Genomic DNA, 17,394 nt, shown 5'->3' on the forward strand with positions numbered 1-17,394 from the left:
GGAGATAGTCGACCATGCGCATTTCCACTTCTCAGTACTTTGAGACCAGCGCGGCGAGCTATCAAAAAAGCTTTGCCGAGACCGCCAAGACCACCGAGCAGATCAGCTCCGGCTCACGCATCCAGACCGCAGCCGACGATCCGATTGGCGCTGCCAAACTGTTGATGCTGCAGCAACAGAGCGCACTGCTAGGCCAGTACAGCGGCAATATCACCACCGCTACCAACGCGCTCAATCAGGAAGAGGGCGTGCTGTCGAGTATCTTCGATGCCATGCAGCGCGCCAGTGAGCTGGCGATCCAGGCAGGCAGCGCCGCGCTGAGCGACCCTGACCGCGCCTCGATTGCGGCGGAAATCGGAGAAATCGAAAAAAGTGTGTTCGGCATGCTCAATTCCAAGGACGCCAGTGGCGGCTACCTGTTTGCGGGCTCGAAGAGTTCAACGCCACCCTATGTGCGCAACGGCGATGGCACCTACAGCTATCAGGGCGACCAGACTCAACTGAGCGTGCAGGTATCCGACACCCTGCGCATGGCCACCAGCGATACCGGCTACAGCATCTTCGAATCAGCCACCAACAACAGCCGCACCCAGGCAACACAGACAGCACCAGCGGACAGCGCCAGTCGCGTCACCGTCTCCGATGGCCTGCTCAATTCGACGAGCAGCTACACCCAATCCTTCAAAGAGGGCCAGCCGTACACCCTGACCTTCAGCAGTGCGACCGAGTACAGCATTGCCGACAAAGACGGCAATGTGACGAAGGGGACCTTTGATCGAAACGAAGAAAACTCCCTGACCATCAACTTCCGGGGGGTGGACTTCAAGATGGAGGTCAACCTGCAGGAGGGCGAGACTGACAGCGTCATTGCCGGCCATACCTTTACCTTGCAAGCCAAGCCTGACTCGATCAACACGACGCGCAGTGCGGGCAATTCGACGGCCCAGGTCACGAACACAGAAATCAAAGACCCTGCCGCCTACCTGAGTACGTTTCCCAGTGGCGGGGCGGTGATCAAGTTCACCAGCGACTCCGAATACGAGCTGTATGCCCAGCCCTACAGCGACAGCAGCAAACCGATCAAAAGTGGCCCTTTCAGCGGAACAACCCTGACCGTCGCGGGGGTGAGCCTCACCTTCGATCCGGCGCCCAGCGGCAACGATCAGTTTTCGGTGCAGGCCAATACCCACAACACCCAGAACGTGCTCGACACCCTCGGCCAGCTTCGCAAGGCGCTGATGGTGCCGTCTACCGAGGCCGGTTCAACCAACCAGTTGAACAACGCAGTCGCCTCGGCCATCAGTAACCTGGGCAGTGCCCGGGATCGGGTCGATCTGGTTCGTGGGGAAATCGGTGCGCGCAGTAATTCGCTGGAAATTCAAAAGCAGGAAAACCTGAGCCTGGACCTGGCCAATAAAAGCACTCAGTCGGCGATTGGCGATACCGACATTTCGACCGCCTCCGTAACCTTGACTTTGCAGCAAACCATGCTCCAGGCCTCGCAACTGGCCTTTGCGAAAATCTCCCAGCTGAGCCTGTTCAACAAGCTCTGACGGCTCGCGGCCAGCGGCGGCAGCCTTTTCAAGGGGTTGCCGGACGCTGGCCGCGCTGTTCTGGCCCATCCTTAAGCCCTTGCGGCTGCATTTGAGTGTGACCAATAAGTCAAAACGCGCATCTTCCCTGTATTGTATTAGCGGATGATACTGGCCTCGGACGGCGCGATTTGTTTGAATTGCTTCAGGTATCATCCACGCCGCCTATGCCAGGCGTAGGATTTATCCCGTTTTTTTCGGCGCCCCTCAATTCACGCGAGTGGTGATCTTCAGCTGTTTATTATTGGGAAGCCATGATGATTGGCATAAAAAGCATAGCGAGTTACGTGCCTGCTCAAGGCCTGGATAACTACGCGCAGGGTGCCAAGTTCGAGAAGAACGAAGAGTTCATTCTGGGCAAGATTGGCTCGGCCTTTCTGCCCCGCAAAGATGACACCCAAGAAACCTCCGACCTGTGTGTCGAGGCCGTCAATGCCTTGTTCGCCCTCAACCCAGAACTCAAGCGCGAGTCGATTGACGCGCTGATCGTCGTCACCCAAAACGGCGACGAAGAGGGCCTGCCGCACACCGCCGCCATCGTCCAGGACAAACTGGGCCTGCCGACCTGCGTGGCCGCTTTCGACATCTCCCTGGGCTGCTCGGGCTACGTCTACGGCATCTACGCCCTCAAAGGCTTCATGGAAGCCGCAGGCCTCAAGAACGGCCTGCTGGTCACCGCCGACCCGTATTCGAAAATCGTCGACCCCGAAGACCGCAACACCACCATGCTGTTCGGTGATGCCGCCACGGCCACCTGGATGGGCGAAGACGCCCCCTGGCAGCTGGGCAAGGCCAAATTCGGCACCGACGGCTCGGGCGCACCGCATTTGAAGGTCAGCGACGGCGTGTTCTACATGAACGGCCGCCAAGTCTTCAACTTTGCCCTGCTCAAAGTGCCAGCCCACCTGCACGAACTGCTGGAAGAATCGGGCTACAAGGCCGACGACATCGACGCCTTCTGCATCCACCAGGGCAGCGCCGCCATCGTCGACGCCGTGGCCCGCCGCTTCGAAGAGCAGCCCGAGCAGCAAGCGAAATTCATCAAAGACATGGTCGAGACCGGCAACACCGTCTCCTCCAGCATCCCGCTGCTGTTGGAGAAACACGTGCTGGATGCCAGCTGGAAGCGCGTAGCCCTGAGCGGTTTCGGTGTAGGCCTGTCGTGGGGCTCGGCGATCATCTACCGCCCATAACCCGCTAATCGCACAAAAAAAGGCGCGCTTGCTAACCCGCAAGTGCGCCTTTTCTGTTTTACCGGGTTGGTGTGTAGGAGCAGAGCTTGCTCGCGATAACGTCAGCCCAGCCGATGCAAATTTTGACCGTGTCGACTCAACTGTAAATGCCAAACGATCAGACTGCATGGGTTCCATCGCCGGCAAGCCGTGCTCCTACCTCAGTGCGCGCCACCGATCGGGGTAGGAGCTGGGCTTGCCCGCGAGAGGACTTACCTGACGCACCGCGGTGGTTCTATCGCAGGCAAGCCTTGCTCCAGTAGCCAGTCAGTCGTCCGTATTTTGCCCGGGACCGGTCCGAAAACAACGTAAGCAAATATGCCGACATCTGGCGCGATCATGGTCCTAGGACCTATCCTACGCGCGCTGTCGCCGCTGTGAGGATTGTGTCTGGGAAGCTCTACCACTAGGATTTTCGGGTCGCTGAATGTTCAGCGATCGGGTGTGGTAACCCGGCATAGACTTGCTGCCAATATGGCGGCTGTACGCGGGAGAGCTTCGGCTCTGCCGGTCTAGTCTCTGCCGGTTTACCACCCCGCGTACAGCTGCCACCCATCGTGTGGTAACGACTGGCTGGTGGCTCAAGAGAGAGACTGATATGAAAAAACTAACTCCAGATCCTCCCAAGAAAATCCTCGCCAAAACAATCAAAACACCCATCGACAACTGCAACGCAGGCCACATGCCTCTGTTCGCCGTCCAGCCCGGCATCCACGCCGAAGACGCCCTGATCCACACCGCCTTGTTCCTGGAAAACGGAATCGACACTCTCAACAAAATGATCGAACAAGTCCCCAGTCACTGCCGGGGCCTGGGCTTGAACACCTTGCATTCCATGGAAATGGCCAAGGGTGTAGTCGAGGCGGTATTGGGCGGGATGAAGCGAGGCGATCCGGGAGCCCGGATGTAATTGATTGGCCTTGTTTTTGCACCTACCTCCACGCTGTCAAAATTGCGTCTAGTTTGACGCGACGAAAGGCAGCATCTGCCTGCGAAGGCCTAGTGCCTTCGCCTTAGCCCTATTTGCCGAGGTAGTAAATGACTGTCAATCCAGCGTCCGCCCATGAGGAGCGTTTTGCGCGTGCTCAGAAACAACATGGTGAGGGGCATGTCGAGGAGGCCATTGTCGAATACCTGGCTTTGGTTGCCGAGTATCCCCAAGACCTGGCGTTCAAAGTCGCGTTGGGTTCTGCCTTGCTGCACGTAGGGCGTGACGCTCAGGCTGAGCCTCATCTGCAGGAGGCGTGGGAGCGGGCGTCGGATGACATGGCCGCCAATTTCTTTTGGGGAAGCCTGCTGAATCGTCGCGGCGATTTCGATGCCGCCCATAGCTGCTTTCTAACAACTGTTGCTATCGAGCCGCGTCATGTCACAGCTATACGCTCGCTGGCCACGCTAGCGCTGCATCGTGGGCACCTGGATGAGGCGTATCACTGGATTGGGCGCCTTTCTGCACTGCAGCCTAAAGGCGACGTCAAAACTATTACTGCCCAGCTGGAAATGTTGCTGGGCAAGCGCAAGGCGAGCAGTGAGTATTACTGCGGTACCGCACAGGTGTTTTCCCGTTCCAGCAAATCTGCCGGAGGGCCACCGGGTGAGCGGGAGATTCTGGAGATCAACCCGGAGCGCCATGACGGCATCCTTGACCTTTGTGGCTGGTCCCGCATTGAACCGGGTACCCTGAATCTGGCATTAACGTTCAAATTCAGTGATGTCGCTGAAACGATCACTCCCGCTTTCTACGAAGCGGGTGAGCAGGTTGTTTATCCCGCCGCCTACCAGCACATCCCGCGGGCGCGCATCGGTTATTGGTACTACCAGGGCTTCGTGCATTTCCAAGAAAAGTACGCCCCCGTGCTGTTTCGTCGTGCGGTGACCCCGAACAGCGAAGAAGTTGTGGAAGTGTTCGCTGAGCATTCCATTCGTGAGCGCTTGGGCGTAAGTGATGGGCAGCAGGTCGTGTGCTACTTCGCAACGCCAGGCGAGGCGCTTGAAAACAATGAATGGCGTGCTTGTCTACTCGATGTGCATGGGATTTTCCTAGCTCAAGACCAGCAGTTTGGGCGCAAGCGCGAACTGTATCAGGGGCACGAAGGTTGGAATATGCCAGGCCAGCGCCCAACGCTTCATCGCTTCGAGAAGTATTCGCTGGATCAGTGGCTCGAGCCGGATGCTCGGGTGTTGGATATCGGCTGCAATATTGGTTGCTTTGGTGTTGAAGTCTCGAAAAATGTCGGCAGCTATGTTGGCTTTGATATCAACGATTCGCTGATTAAGATTGCTCGCAAGTTGGCCGGTTTCCATGGTGCCGATAATTGCGAATTCTTGGCGTCGTCGTTTGAAGAGTACCGCCAGAGCAATCCTGGCAAGTTCAACTTGATCTTTTCGTTCGCTGTGCATGTCTGGATCGGCAAACCGATGGTGGACTACGTAAGTGACCTGAAAACTATGCTTGAGCCGGGTGGTATCGTTGTGATCGAGAGTAACGATCTAGTGCGCAACGATGCTCAGTTCTTCGAGAATATGTCCCACTTCTACGAGCAAGGATTCTTCTTGCTGTATCGTGGCGTGCTCAAGGATGATGGTGTGATCAATCGCGGTTTTTGTGTGTTCAAGCGATTGGATTGAGGGTTGTTGTAGCTAAAACGACACCCCGTGATACGAGCTGTTTGTAAGCTTGGCAGCTGCGATGATCCTAAATAGAAATGCCCCGTATCGATAGATGAGGGGCATTTTTTGTGAGGTGCTTAGACGACTTTGTCGGTTTTGAGCAGATTACATGTGCGCATGAGTGCATCTTCCCAGTTGTTCAAGTCGCGGTTGCGAATGATTTTGGCGTTGCCATACCAGTAAGTGTTGCCTTCATTCAGTCCCCAGCGCCAGTTCGGGTTCAGCGGTACCAGGATGTAAGTCGGTATGCCCAGTGCGCCGGCGAGGTGGACGGTGGTGTTGTCGATGCTGACCACCGCATCGAGTGCTGAGATTTGCGCTGCCTGAATGTCGAGATCGCGTTTGGGGTCTACGCGTTCGTCATGATGAATGTCGACTCCATGGCGCCGTGCTTCCTCCAGCTCTTCGCGCGTATCACCGTATTGTAGGTCGATGAGTTGTACGTTCGGTAGCGAAGCCAGAATCTGCAGATCGGCCATTGGGATCAGACGGCTTTGCTTGTCGTTCTGAACGGTGCCGCCGCCGCGCCACGACACGCCAATCAGGCGTTTTCCGGGGAACAAATCCTGATAGTCATTACGAAATTCCGAAGTTTGCGCATCATCTGCCTGCAAATACTGTTTTTGCGCTGGAAAGCTTTCAAGTGACGAGCGAAAAAGCGTTGCCAGGCTGGCCATCGGGATTTGGTAATCGCTTTGCGGCCAGCTTTGTTTGAACAGTTGAACATTGCCGTGCTCTTCGCTGGCCAGATGCTCGCGGCGAATGAAGTTAACTCCGGCAAAGCTGCGCTCGAACAACTTGTCCAGGCGCGCATAGATCTCGAAATGCAGGGTTCCCCCCAGCGCTCTGAGTTCGTTAAGCATGCTGGCAAACATGATGTGATCGCCTATACCTTGCTCAGCCCATACCAGCAGGGTCTTTCCATCGAGTGGTTCGCCTTGCCAGCGCGGAATGGAAAACTCCTGGTATTGATCTTTTTGGGCTTGGGCCCAGCGCCATTCGTGATGTTTCCAGCCCGCTTCGAATTCACCCAAGCGAAGCATGATCAGCGCGAGATTGTGGTGAGTGCCGGTGTGTTCGGGCTCTATTGCCAGAACTTGCTGGTAGTAGTCGAAGGCTTCCTGGTAGCGTCCAACTTGTTCCAGCGTTGCGGCAAGGTTGAGCAATTGAGACTCTTCGTTCGGCCTTAATTGCAGTGCAAGATGATAGCAGCCGATACTGTCGTGGTAGCGAGCCTGGGAATAATAAAGCTGGGCCAAAAGCACCAGAAGTTGAGCCTGCTCAGAGGGTTGGAGTTGGCCTTCCAGTATCCGCTGAATCAGGCGTTCGGCTTTTTCTTGCCGATTGGCCTTGATCAGGGCTTCGTACAGAAGTTTGAAGCGCCAGAGGTTGGGGGCGTCCTCGAACCATTGCTGTGCTTGAGGCAAATTGTCGATAAAGCGGCGGCTTTTGCTCAAGTGGTTGAACAGGGTTTGGTCGACCTTGATTTCTGGTGGACGGGCCAGCGCCTGCTCGATATGGGGTAAGGCGGCAGCTTCATCTTTCTGCTCCATATACAGATGGGCTAATTGAGCATGAGCCAATGCCAGGTCCGGAGTCAGCTTGAGCAGCTTTTTGTATAGGCGTATCAACGCCTCGGTGTTGTTGTTTTTTTCTGCCTGGGTGAGGGCTTTGGCGAGGCTCTGCAGCTCGGCCTGCTCCTGAGTATTGGGCATCGCGGAGTCCGTGTTGGAAAATGACGTAGCGTTGACGGTAGGAGAGTGGGTAGCAAAAACGAGGCCATGCGGCAGAAGCGTGGCCGCAAGAAAAAAGTGAAAAAAGCGCTAAAGCCAGGAGGCTTGCAGACGATAACAACTACGAAGGTTCTCAATACCCGCTTGAAGGCTTAGCCAAGGCAGAGAGCCACAATACCCAGTAGCCCTCCATTTACAAGGATTTCGTCATGGCTCTCACTGTCAACTCCAACGTTACCTCGCTGGCGGTCCAGAAAAACCTCAACAAGGCTTCCAACGCCCTGAGCACCTCGATGAACCGCTTGTCTACCGGCCTGCGTATCAACAGCGCCAAAGACGACGCCGCAGGCTCCCAGATCTCCAACCGTCTGACCAGCCAGGTAAAGGGGCTGGACGTGGCGGTGAAGAACGCCAAGGACGCCAATTCCATCGCAGCTGCGGCCGAAGGCGCTCTGCAAGAGTCCAACAACATTTTGCAGCGTATGCGTGAGCTGTCGCTGCAGTCGGCTAACGGTAGTAACAGCAGCGAAGATCAGGCTTCCTTGAACCAAGAGTTCAAATCCCTGACGGCTGAGCTGACCCGTATTTCCAAGACCACCTCTTTCGGTGGTGGCAACTCGGGTATCAAGCTGCTGGATGGTGAGGCGGGTAACAAAGGCACCATGACGTTCCAGGTCGGCGCCAACGCCAACGAAACCGTCAGCTTTACTCTGAGCGACATGAGCGCAACTGCGCTTAAAGGTTCGGCAGGTCTGGCATCTGCAAACTTGACCGTTACCGTAGCCACCGCGACTGGCACTATCGCAACTGCTTCTACTTTGAAGTTGGGTGGTGCAACGATCGATATCGCCAAAGGCTCGTCGATCAATGACGTCGTCAGCTCGATCAACAACAACGTGAGCGGCGTCACTGCATCTCTTAATCAGGCTGGCACTGGTATCGTCTTGAATTCCGGGAACGATATCGCCGTCGCATCGGCAACTGGTAGTCTGACTACTACAACTTCGGCCGCTGTGGTTACTTCGAGCTTCACCGTTCAAGCGCTGAACATCAATGACGCCAGCTCCGCGCAAAAGGCGACTCAGGTAATCGACGCCGCCCTCAAGCAAATCGATACCCAGCGCGCCAGCCTCGGTGCCGTACAAAACCGACTAGACAGCACCATCTCCAACCTGCAAAACGTTTCTGAAAGCGCGACCGCAGCGCGCAGTGCGATCCAGGACGTGGACTTCGCTGCTGAAACAGCAGAAATGACCAAGCAGCAGACCATGCAGCAAGCCGGTACCGCCGTACTGGCCCAAGCCAACCAGTTGCCATCTGCCGTACTGAAGCTGCTGGGCTAAGCATCAGCCTCACAAGCCGATAACAGAAGGGGCGCCTAGCGCCCTTTCTTGTTTTGCGTATCTGAGGTGATGACCGATGGATGTAAATGCCAATCTGAAAAGCGCAGGTATCGCCGCCTTCGCCAGCATTCGTGACGCTGACCGGCAACCCTTGCAGGCAGAAACCAGCAAAGTCTTGCCGCTCAGCGACAAGGCCCAGCGCGATACAGCTGCACAAAACCTGGCTGACACCGTCAGCAGTATTCAAACCTTCGTTCAGTCGATTCAGCGAAACCTCGAGTTTTCGGTGGATGACAGCACGGGGGAAACCGTCGTCAAGGTCGTGGCGCGGGACAGTGGCGAGGTGATTCGCCAGATACCTTCCGAAATCGCCTTGAAATTGGCGCAAAGCCTCAAGGATGCCGACAGTCTTCTGTTTAATGACTGGGCATGATGAATGGCGCGGATTTTGTATAAAAAATTCACGGTCGCCATAACAAGGCGCTAAGCGCCAATATTTTGTGTGGGGGGAGATGCATATGGCCACTTCGATCAATGGAGTTGGGTCGGGGATCGACATCGATTCCATCGTGTCGGCGTTGGTCAACGCCCAAAAAGCACCGAAGCAGGCCCAGATCACCGATCAGAAATCCACTGCCACCACCAGGCTTTCCGCCATCGGAACGCTCAAGAGTGCGCTGGAAACTTTCCAGACGGCCATGAAGGGTGTCAATACGTCCACTGCCTTCGCAGGATTGGCCGCCAAGTCTTCCGACACAAATATTCTGACGACCACCCTCGGCACCGGTGCGGCTGCCGGTGTGTACAAGATCAAGACGTCAGTGCTGGCCACCGCCTCGAAAGTGGCCACCCAGTACATCGGTGCTACTGAAACCTTTGGTGCCGGAAAGCTGACGATCCAGCAGGGCGCCGGTTCACCGCTATCGGTTAACGTTTCCGCCAACGCCAGCCTCTCGACCATTCGAGACAGCATCAATACTCAGCTCAAGGAAGACGGTATCACCGCCAACATCATCACTGATGATGGCGGGCAGCGGTTGGTGTTGAGTTCGACCAAGACGGGTGAGGGCACTGACATCAGCGTCACGGCGAGCGGTGACAGCAGCCTGAGCAAGCTGGACATCGATGGGTTCGGCACCAAGGCTTCCGCCACCGAAGGCGGCTATATCCAGGCGCCGGCTGTCGATGCGCAGTTCACCATCGATGGGCTGTCGATGACCAGCGCTTCCAATACGGTCAGCAGTGCCATCGGCGGGGTTGAGTTCACTCTGGTCAAGGCTGATGAAGCGACCCTGACAGTGGCGACCAACAGCGCGGGCCTGAAGTCTTCGGTGAAGACCTTTGTCGATGCTTACAACACGCTGGTGTCGTCCATCAAGAAACTCACCAGCGTCACCACGGAAACCGATAGCGACGGTGTGACCACCAGCACGGCGGCGGCCTTGACGGGGGACTCGGCCACGCGTTCGATTCTCAGTTCGTTGCGTAGTGAACTGATGGGCTCATCGACCAATGGCGGCTCCATCAGCATGTTGTCGCAGATGGGCGTGACCTCGAAAAACGATGGCACGCTGGAAATCGACGACAAGAAGCTGGATGTCGCCCTGAGCAAGAACGCCGCTTCCGTCGAAGGTTTTTTTACCGGCAAGGGTGGGCTTTTGACGCGGATGTCCAGCAGCCTGGATATCTACACCAAGGACGACGGCCTGCTCGACCAGCGCACGGACTCGGCCAACGAAACCTTGAGCAATCTCACCAAGCAGCAGGAAGCGCTGGATCGGCGGATCGAAAAGGTGGAGACGACGCTGTACGCCAAATACAACGCCATGGACAACCTGATCGCCCAGCTGAATGCCACCAGCAGCAGTGTGATGACCACGCTGAACGCCTTGAACAAAGTCTCCGACGACTGATTTTTCAGCGGTCAACAAGGGCAGGTCCAGCACCTGCCCTTCGTTTTTGAACGCTTCGCAGATGGGGTGGACTTTAACGCCTGATGCGTTGAAAAGGTCTAAAGAATCCCTGAATTGTGCCGATAGCCTGATATCGCAAGCATCAATGCTCAGGTCATCAAAAAGGTACCGACATGAACCCGATGAACGCGCTTCGCCAATACCGAAACGTGAACACTCACTCCCAAATGGCCGACGCCACGCCACATCAGTTGATTCAAATGCTGATGGCGGGCGGGCTGAGCCGTATCGCGCAGGCCAAGGGCACGATGCAGCGCGGGCAGTTGGCCGAAAAAGGCAGCCTGATTGCCAAGGCATTGGGGATTGTGGGTGGCCTGCGTGAGGCATTGGATTTCGAGAAGGGTGGTGAGCTTGCGCAGCAGTACGCCAATTTGTACGACTACATGGAGCGTCGCTTGAATGAGGCGAACCGGTCTAATGACAGCGAAATCCTCGATGAGGTCTCAGCCTTGCTGCTGACTCTCAAAGAGGGCTGGGACGCCATCGCGACTACTGAATAGGCCTGTTGCCTGGGGAGATTGACATGAGTGCTTTACAACAAATTCAGGATACTCGCCAGGCACTGGTCGATGCCATGCTGATGCGCGACTGGGAAGCGATCGGCGAGCTGGATCTGGCGTGCCGAATGTGTGTCGAACAGGTTTTGGATGAGCAGCCGATTAATCAGGCGCTGATACGCGAAAACCTCAAGGAGCTTCTCAGCGTATACCGGCAACTTATTGAAATAACTTCAGATGAAAGAAAGGCTGCAGCCGACGAGATGTCGCACCTCAACCAAGCACAGAAGGCGACAAAGGTTTACCATCTGTTCCGCTGACAGATTGATGCAAAAAATGTAACGCGCCATAAATTTGACTGTGCACGCTTTTTTGACTTAACTAGGGGCTTGTTTACCCCATATCGGACGTCAATCTGTTACGCGACCGTTACGAAGTCCGAGCTTGCCCTGCCCGCAGGGTGCCGAGTTAACCAGGGAAGTTGCTATTGCATGTGGCGCGAAACAAAAATTCTGCTGATTGATGACGACAGCGTCCGCCGCCGTGATCTGGCGGTGATCCTGAATTTTCTTGGTGAAGAAAATCTGTCCTGCAGCAGCCATGACTGGCAGCAGGCTGTATCGTCTTTGACGTCGAGTCGTGATGTGCTCTGCGTTTTGGTCGGGGCTGTCAATGCTCCGGGCAATCTTCTAGGTTTGCTTAAGACAGTGGCTGGGTGGGATGAGTTCCTTCCGGTTCTGCTTTTAGGCGAAAATTCTACCTCCGACCTGCCTGAAGACCTGCGCCGTCGGGTGCTTTCCACCTTGGAAATGCCTGCCAGCTACAGCAATCTGCTGGATTCGCTGCACCGTGCCCAGGTCTATCGCGAGATGTACGATAAGGCCCGCGAGCGTGGGCGCCAGCGCGAACCCAACCTGTTCCGCAGCCTGGTCGGCACCAGCCGTGCCATCCAGCATGTGCGCCAGATGATGCAGCAGGTGGCCGACACCGACGCCAGTGTGTTGATCCTGGGCGAATCGGGCACCGGCAAGGAAGTGGTGGCGCGCAACCTGCACTACCATTCCAGCCGCCGTGACGCGCCGTTTGTGCCGGTGAACTGCGGTGCTATTCCGGCTGAACTGCTCGAAAGCGAGTTGTTTGGGCACGAGAAGGGCGCCTTTACCGGGGCGATCACTACCCGCGCCGGGCGTTTTGAGTTGGCCAACGGCGGTACGCTGTTCCTCGATGAAATCGGCGATATGCCGCTGCCGATGCAGGTCAAGCTGCTGCGCGTGTTGCAGGAGCGCACCTTCGAGCGAGTCGGCAGCAACAAGACCCAGAGCATCGATGTGCGCATCATTGCCGCGACCCACAAGAACCTCGAAAGCATGATCGAGGTGGGCACTTTCCGCGAAGACCTTTATTACCGCCTCAATGTTTTCCCCATCGAGATGGCGCCGCTGCGCGAGCGTGTCGAAGATATCCCGCTGCTGATGAACGAGCTGATCTCGCGCATGGAGCATGAGAAACGTGGCTCGATCCGCTTTAATTCGGCGTCGATCATGTCGCTGTGTCGGCACGCTTGGCCGGGTAACGTACGTGAGCTGGCCAACCTGGTGGAGCGCATGGCGATCATGCATCCCTATGGCGTGATTGGCGTGGCGGAACTGCCGAAAAAATTCCGTTATGTGGAAGATGAAGACGAGCAGTTGGTCGACAGCCTGCGTTCGGATCTGGAAGAGCGCGTGGCCATTAACGGCAATGCCGCGCAATTCAACCCTGGCGCCCAGTTGCCGCCTGAAGGTCTGGATTTGAAGGATTATCTGGGGGGCTTGGAACAGGGGTTGATCCAGCAGGCGTTGGACGATGCCAACGGTATCGTGGCCCGCGCGGCTGAGCGTTTGCGTATCCGTCGCACCACCTTGGTGGAAAAAATGCGCAAATACGGCATGAGCCGGCGCGATGGCGAAGAGACGGCGGAAGAATAACCCCCGCCGTGCCTGGGTGTGGCACGGGCTGTAGGAGCAGAGCTTGCTCGCGATGGCATCACCGCGGTATTACAAAAAAAACCGTGGTGATGCCATCGCGAGCAAGCTCTGCTCCTATGTATGGACTCGCCCCCACTATCAACCCGCTTTTGAACACTGCTACCCGGCTGCATCTATGTATAAGGCCTACTCGAGGAAGCCTGATCGGCTTCTGGCCAACATTCAATAAGCTCGCGGTATGCCAATTACGTTAAGGCCTCAAGGGCCAGTAGGAGCACAGGCATCAATCCGCGACGGTCTGATCTGGGGTCAATGTTCTTTAGCAAGGGTTGGAGCGCTTTAACGCCCCGGTGGCAGAACTCTGTCGATCAGTGACTCATCGTCGCCTCCTGGACATTGCCCATGTGGCGACGATAGGTCTGCTCGGTTTTCAGTAATACCCAGACGATGCGTAGGGTACGGTTGGCCAATCGGACGGCCGTTTCCTTGCGACCCAAGCGACACAGCCAGCGCAGCAAGCGCCGGTCATCGGGTTGTTCCGAATCAGGCCGCACCTGTCTCAAGACCGCATGCGCGCCCTGGATCGCCAGGCTGCGTAGGTAGGCGTCGCCCTGCTTGCTCATCTTGCCCAGCCGGATTTTCTGTCCGCTGCTGTGCTGAGTGGGCACCAAACCAAAGTAGGCGGCAAACTGGCGTGCGTTGGCGAAGCGCTCAGGCTCGACCTGCTTGGCCAGCAGCGCGGTGGCGATGATCGGACCGATGCCACGCACCGTCATCAACCTTTTCGCCGTCTCATCCTGCTGTGCGGCCGTTTCCAGTCGGCCGGTCAACACGCTGACGCGCTCGCCCAACTGGCTCCATTCGCCGAGCAGCTCAGCAATCAGCTCGCGCAGCAGATCCGGCAGCGGCTGGGTGGCATCCTCGAGTATCCGCGGCACCACCCGGCTGATCGCCGCCTCACCTTGCGCCAAGGCCACGCCATGCTCGAGCAGCAAGCCACGCATCTGATTACCCATGGCCGTGCGCCGCCGCACATAGCCCTGGCGGGCGCGATGCAGTGCCTGCATGGCCAGCGCCGCGGCACTTTTGACCGGCACTGAGACAATCCGACTATCTCGACCCGCCCGCAAGATCGCATGTGCATCGTTGCGATCATTCTTCGGCCCGCTGCGATGATCGGCCACATGCTGCGCAGGCAGGATCCGCACCGGGTTGCCTTGGGCCTGCAGCAACCGCGCCCATGCCTGAGCGCCTGGGCCTGTTTCCATCAGCACCATGACGCTCATGGGCAGTTGGCGAAGAAACGCCTGGAAGGCTTCGCGCGATTTGATTCGGTCCTCGTACACCACTTGGCCCAGGGCGTTTTCCCCGGCCACCTGGAAGACCCTCTTGGCAAGATCTACCGAGACGGTCGAACAGGTTGCTAGGTCGGCTGAAGACAAAGAGTGATTGTTGGTCGTATGCTTTTTCATGGGCTCGCCCTCGCTGTCGTTGGCTTCTTTATAGATGCCACCGTGGCGCATAGACGCCTCGGTTGGGGCGAGTCCATGTAATTACAGACCATCCACCATCCACCATCCACCATCGATCATCGATCGCCCGTCGATAGCCAATCCATCGCCACCGGATGTTTCAGGTTTGGGATTGTTTTGGATCCCGGCACGGCTATTGCTATGGCTCTTCCCAACGGACCGTTTTATGACGGTCAGCCATGCGAGAGAGCCCGATGCCACAGTCCGCCATTCTGACTTCCGATCCCGAGCCAAGCCCGCAGTCTGTCGAGCAGGCCAGTCGTCAGGGGCTGGAGCAGGCTTTTGCATTGTTCAGCCAGATGTCCGCCCAGCTCAGCGATTCCTACAGTCTGTTGGAGGCGCGGGTCACTGAGCTCAAGGGTGAGCTGGCGGTGGTCAGTGCCCAGCGGATGGCGGAGCTGGCGGAGAAGGAGCGCTTGGCCAATCGCTTGCAGCATTTGCTGGACTTGCTGCCCGGTGGGGTGATTGTGATCGACGGGCAGGGCGTGGTGCGTGAGGCCAACCCGGCCGCCATCGACCTGCTGGGCGAGCCTCTGGTCGGTGAGCTATGGCGTACCGTGATCGCCCGCAGCTTTGCCCCGCGCAAGGATGACGGCCATGAAGTGTCGTTGCGTGATGGGCGCCGCCTTTCCATTGCCACCCGTTCGCTGGACGCCGAGCCCGGCCAGTTGGTGCTGCTCAATGACCTGACTGAAACCCGTCGCCTGCAAGACCAGCTCGCGCGCCATGAGCGGCTGTCGTCCCTGGGGCGGATGGTGACCTCGCTAGCCCATCAGATTCGTACGCCGCTGTCGGCCGCCATGCTCTACGCCGGCCACTTGAGCGAAAAGCAATTGCCCTTTGAAACCCAGCAACGCTTTGCCCTGCGGCTCAAGGATCGCTTGCATGAGCTGGAGCATCAGGTGCGTGACATGCTGGTGTTTGCTCGCGGCGAGTTGCCCATGACCGATCGGCTTGCGCCGCGCCAGTTGTTCGAAGCGCTGGAGGCGGCCGCGCAGGCCAAGGTGCAGGGCTTGGCCATACGCTGGCAGTGTGACCGTGTGCCGGGGGAGTTGCTGTGCAATCGCGATACCCTGGTCGGCGCTTTGCTCAATCTGTTGGAAAACGCTATTCAGGCCGGCGGCCAAACGGCGCGCCTGAAAGTGCATCTCTATGCCCGTGGGCAGACTTTGCGCCTGAGCGTCAGCGACAGCGGTGCCGGGATCGAGCCCGCAACGCTGGCCCGTCTGGGCGAACCCTTCTTTACCACCAAGGCCACCGGCACCGGTTTGGGTGTGGCGGTGGTCGTGGCCGTGGCCAAGGCACATCAAGGCCGTTTGCAGTTGCGCTCGTGTGTCGGTCGCGGTACCTGCGCCACGGTCGAGTTGCCCTTGATCCTGGCCCCTCGGGAGGAGTTGTTGTGAACACCATCAAGGTCTTGCTGGTCGAGGACGACCGGGCCCTGCGTGAAGCGCTGGGCGACACCCTGGAGCTGGGTGGCTATCCCTATCATGCGGTGTCCTGTGCCGAAGACGCCTTGCTGGCGGTGGGCGAACAGGCCTTTGGCCTGGTGATCAGCGATGTAAATATGCCGGGCATGGATGGACACGGCCTGCTGGCGTCGTTGCGCGCCAGCCAGCCGCAGCTGCCTGTGTTGCTGATGACCGCCCATGGCGCGGTCGAGCGTGCCGTGGATGCCATGCGCCAAGGGGCGGTGGATTATCTGCTCAAGCCGTTTGAGCCGGCGACCTTGTTGGAGCTGGTGGCTCGCCATGGCCTGGGTCGCACTCGCCAGGGCGAGGGTGATGGCCCGGTGGCGTTGGAGCCGGCCAGCGCGCAATTGCTGGAACTGGCCAAGCGGGTCGCGCGCAGTGACTCCACCGTGCTGATCTCCGGTGAGTCGGGCACCGGCAAAGAGGTGCTGGCCCAGTTTATCCACCAGCAATCGCCGCGCGCCGGGCAGCCTTTTATCGCCATCAATTGCGCTGCCATTCCCGACAACATGCTCGAAGCCACCCTATTCGGCCATGAAAAGGGCTCGTTCACGGGTGCCATTGCCGCCCAGCCGGGCAAGTTCGAGCAGGCCGATGGTGGCACCCTGTTGCTCGATGAAATTTCCGAGATGCCGCTGGGCTTGCAGGCCAAGTTGTTGCGTGTATTGCAGGAGCGGGAGGTCGAGCGGGTTGGTGGGCGCAAGCCGATTGCGCTGGATATCCGCGTGGTCGCCACCACTAACCGTGACTTGGCGGGCGAAGTGGCGGCGGGGCGCTTCCGTGAAGACTTGTTTTACCGGCTTTCGGTGTTTCCACTGGCCTGGAAACCACTGCGCGAACGCACCGCCGACATTCTGCCGCTGGCCGAGCGATTACTGGCCCGGCACGTCAATAAAATGAAGCATGCCCCGGTGCGCCTGTCGGCTGCGGCCCGCGATTGCCTGACCACTTACCCTTGGCCTGGGAACGTTCGGGAGCTGGACAACGCCATCCAGCGAGCGCTGATCCTGCAGCAGGGCGGGGTGATCGAAGCGGCAGATTTTTGCCTGGCAGGCGCACCGACCCTGGCATGTGCCCCCGTTTCACCTCCTGTCGTCGAAGCCCCTGTTGGCCTGGGCGATGACCTGCGCCAACGCGAATTCCAGCTGATCGTCGATACCCTGCGCAGCGAGCGCGGGCGGCGCAAGGAATCGGCAGAGCGCCTCGGCATCAGCCCGCGTACCTTGCGCTACAAGCTGGCGCAGATGCGCGATGCCGGTATGGATGTGGAAGCCTATTTGTACGCAACCTGATACATTAGGCGGTTCCGCAGAGGCTGGCACCCTTGTTGCTACCTTCTGTGTAACGGCTGTGGGAAGCGTCAATAAATTGCAGGCCGTGGGA

Annotated in this window: 14 protein-coding genes; 12 read left to right on the plus strand and 2 right to left on the minus strand. The window is 57.8% G+C overall.

The genetic code is table 11. The features are described 5' to 3' along the window. Window positions 1-14 precede the first annotated feature (14 nt). The 4 genes from AC3IX4_RS07845 (at window position 15) to AC3IX4_RS07860 (ending at window position 5,452) form a co-directional block, all read left to right on the plus strand. On the plus strand, window positions 15-1,553 hold the full coding sequence (locus AC3IX4_RS07845; protein WP_489259998.1) for a flagellar hook-associated protein 3: 1,539 nt from the start codon (window positions 15-17) through the stop codon (window positions 1,551-1,553). 296 nt (window positions 1,554-1,849) lie between these two features. Next, window positions 1,850-2,785, plus strand: a complete 936-nt coding sequence (locus AC3IX4_RS07850; protein WP_489259999.1) for a ketoacyl-ACP synthase III — start codon at window positions 1,850-1,852, stop codon at window positions 2,783-2,785. Window positions 2,786-3,422: 637 nt separating this feature from the next. After that, window positions 3,423-3,734 (plus strand): hypothetical protein, encoded by a 312-nt coding sequence (locus tag AC3IX4_RS07855; RefSeq protein WP_489260000.1) that lies wholly within the window; start codon window positions 3,423-3,425, stop codon window positions 3,732-3,734. A gap of 128 nt (window positions 3,735-3,862) precedes the next feature. Further along, window positions 3,863-5,452 carry a methyltransferase domain-containing protein gene (locus tag AC3IX4_RS07860; protein ID WP_489260001.1) on the plus strand — a complete coding sequence of 530 codons (1,590 nt, stop codon included), beginning with the start codon at window positions 3,863-3,865 and terminating at the stop codon, window positions 5,450-5,452. A 119-nt stretch (window positions 5,453-5,571) separates the two neighbouring features. Here the strand turns inward: AC3IX4_RS07860 and AC3IX4_RS07865 are convergent, their stop codons facing one another. After that, window positions 5,572-7,209, minus strand: a complete 1,638-nt coding sequence (locus AC3IX4_RS07865; protein WP_489260002.1) for a tetratricopeptide repeat protein — start codon at window positions 7,207-7,209, stop codon at window positions 5,572-5,574. Between the two features lie 227 nt (window positions 7,210-7,436). On the opposite strand from AC3IX4_RS07865, the gene AC3IX4_RS07870 reads away from it, so the two are divergent. The 6 genes from AC3IX4_RS07870 to AC3IX4_RS07895 all read left to right on the plus strand — a co-directional run bounded on the left by AC3IX4_RS07870 (window position 7,437) and on the right by AC3IX4_RS07895 (window position 13,007). Beyond that, window positions 7,437-8,570: a flagellin N-terminal helical domain-containing protein gene (locus AC3IX4_RS07870; RefSeq protein WP_489260003.1), complete on the plus strand. Its 1,134-nt coding sequence runs from the start codon at window positions 7,437-7,439 to the stop codon at window positions 8,568-8,570. 76 nt (window positions 8,571-8,646) lie between these two features. After that, window positions 8,647-9,003: a flagellar protein FlaG gene (locus AC3IX4_RS07875; RefSeq protein WP_489260004.1), complete on the plus strand. Its 357-nt coding sequence runs from the start codon at window positions 8,647-8,649 to the stop codon at window positions 9,001-9,003. Window positions 9,004-9,088: 85 nt separating this feature from the next. Beyond that, window positions 9,089-10,483, plus strand: coding sequence for a flagellar filament capping protein FliD (gene fliD / locus AC3IX4_RS07880; protein WP_489260005.1), 1,395 nt, complete (start codon window positions 9,089-9,091; stop codon window positions 10,481-10,483). Between the two features lie 173 nt (window positions 10,484-10,656). Further along, window positions 10,657-11,043: a flagellar export chaperone FliS gene (fliS, locus tag AC3IX4_RS07885; protein WP_489260006.1), complete on the plus strand. Its 387-nt coding sequence runs from the start codon at window positions 10,657-10,659 to the stop codon at window positions 11,041-11,043. 23 nt (window positions 11,044-11,066) lie between these two features. Next, a complete protein-coding gene (gene fliT / locus AC3IX4_RS07890) occupies window positions 11,067-11,360 on the plus strand; it encodes a flagellar protein FliT (RefSeq protein WP_489260007.1) in 294 nt (97 codons plus the stop codon). Window positions 11,361-11,531: 171 nt separating this feature from the next. Continuing rightward, on the plus strand, window positions 11,532-13,007 hold the full coding sequence (locus AC3IX4_RS07895) for a sigma-54 dependent transcriptional regulator (protein ID WP_489260008.1): 1,476 nt from the start codon (window positions 11,532-11,534) through the stop codon (window positions 13,005-13,007). A 368-nt stretch (window positions 13,008-13,375) separates the two neighbouring features. Here AC3IX4_RS07895 and AC3IX4_RS07900 read toward each other — a convergent pair whose 3' ends face one another. Beyond that, entirely contained in the window at window positions 13,376-14,479 is a 1,104-nt protein-coding gene (locus AC3IX4_RS07900) for an IS110 family RNA-guided transposase (protein WP_489261185.1), read from the minus strand. A gap of 254 nt (window positions 14,480-14,733) precedes the next feature. Here AC3IX4_RS07900 and AC3IX4_RS07905 point away from each other — a divergent pair, with 254 nt between their 5' ends. Both AC3IX4_RS07905 and AC3IX4_RS07910 read left to right on the plus strand, forming a co-directional pair. Further along, window positions 14,734-15,942, plus strand: coding sequence for a sensor histidine kinase (locus tag AC3IX4_RS07905; protein WP_489260009.1), 1,209 nt, complete (start codon window positions 14,734-14,736; stop codon window positions 15,940-15,942). Next, on the plus strand, window positions 15,939-17,303 hold the full coding sequence (locus tag AC3IX4_RS07910) for a sigma-54-dependent transcriptional regulator (RefSeq protein ID WP_489260010.1): 1,365 nt from the start codon (window positions 15,939-15,941) through the stop codon (window positions 17,301-17,303). Before AC3IX4_RS07905 ends, AC3IX4_RS07910 begins: the two co-directional genes overlap by 4 nt. The last annotated feature ends 91 nt before the right edge of the window (window positions 17,304-17,394 follow it).

The organism is Pseudomonas sp. KH_021, from assembly GCF_057838865.1.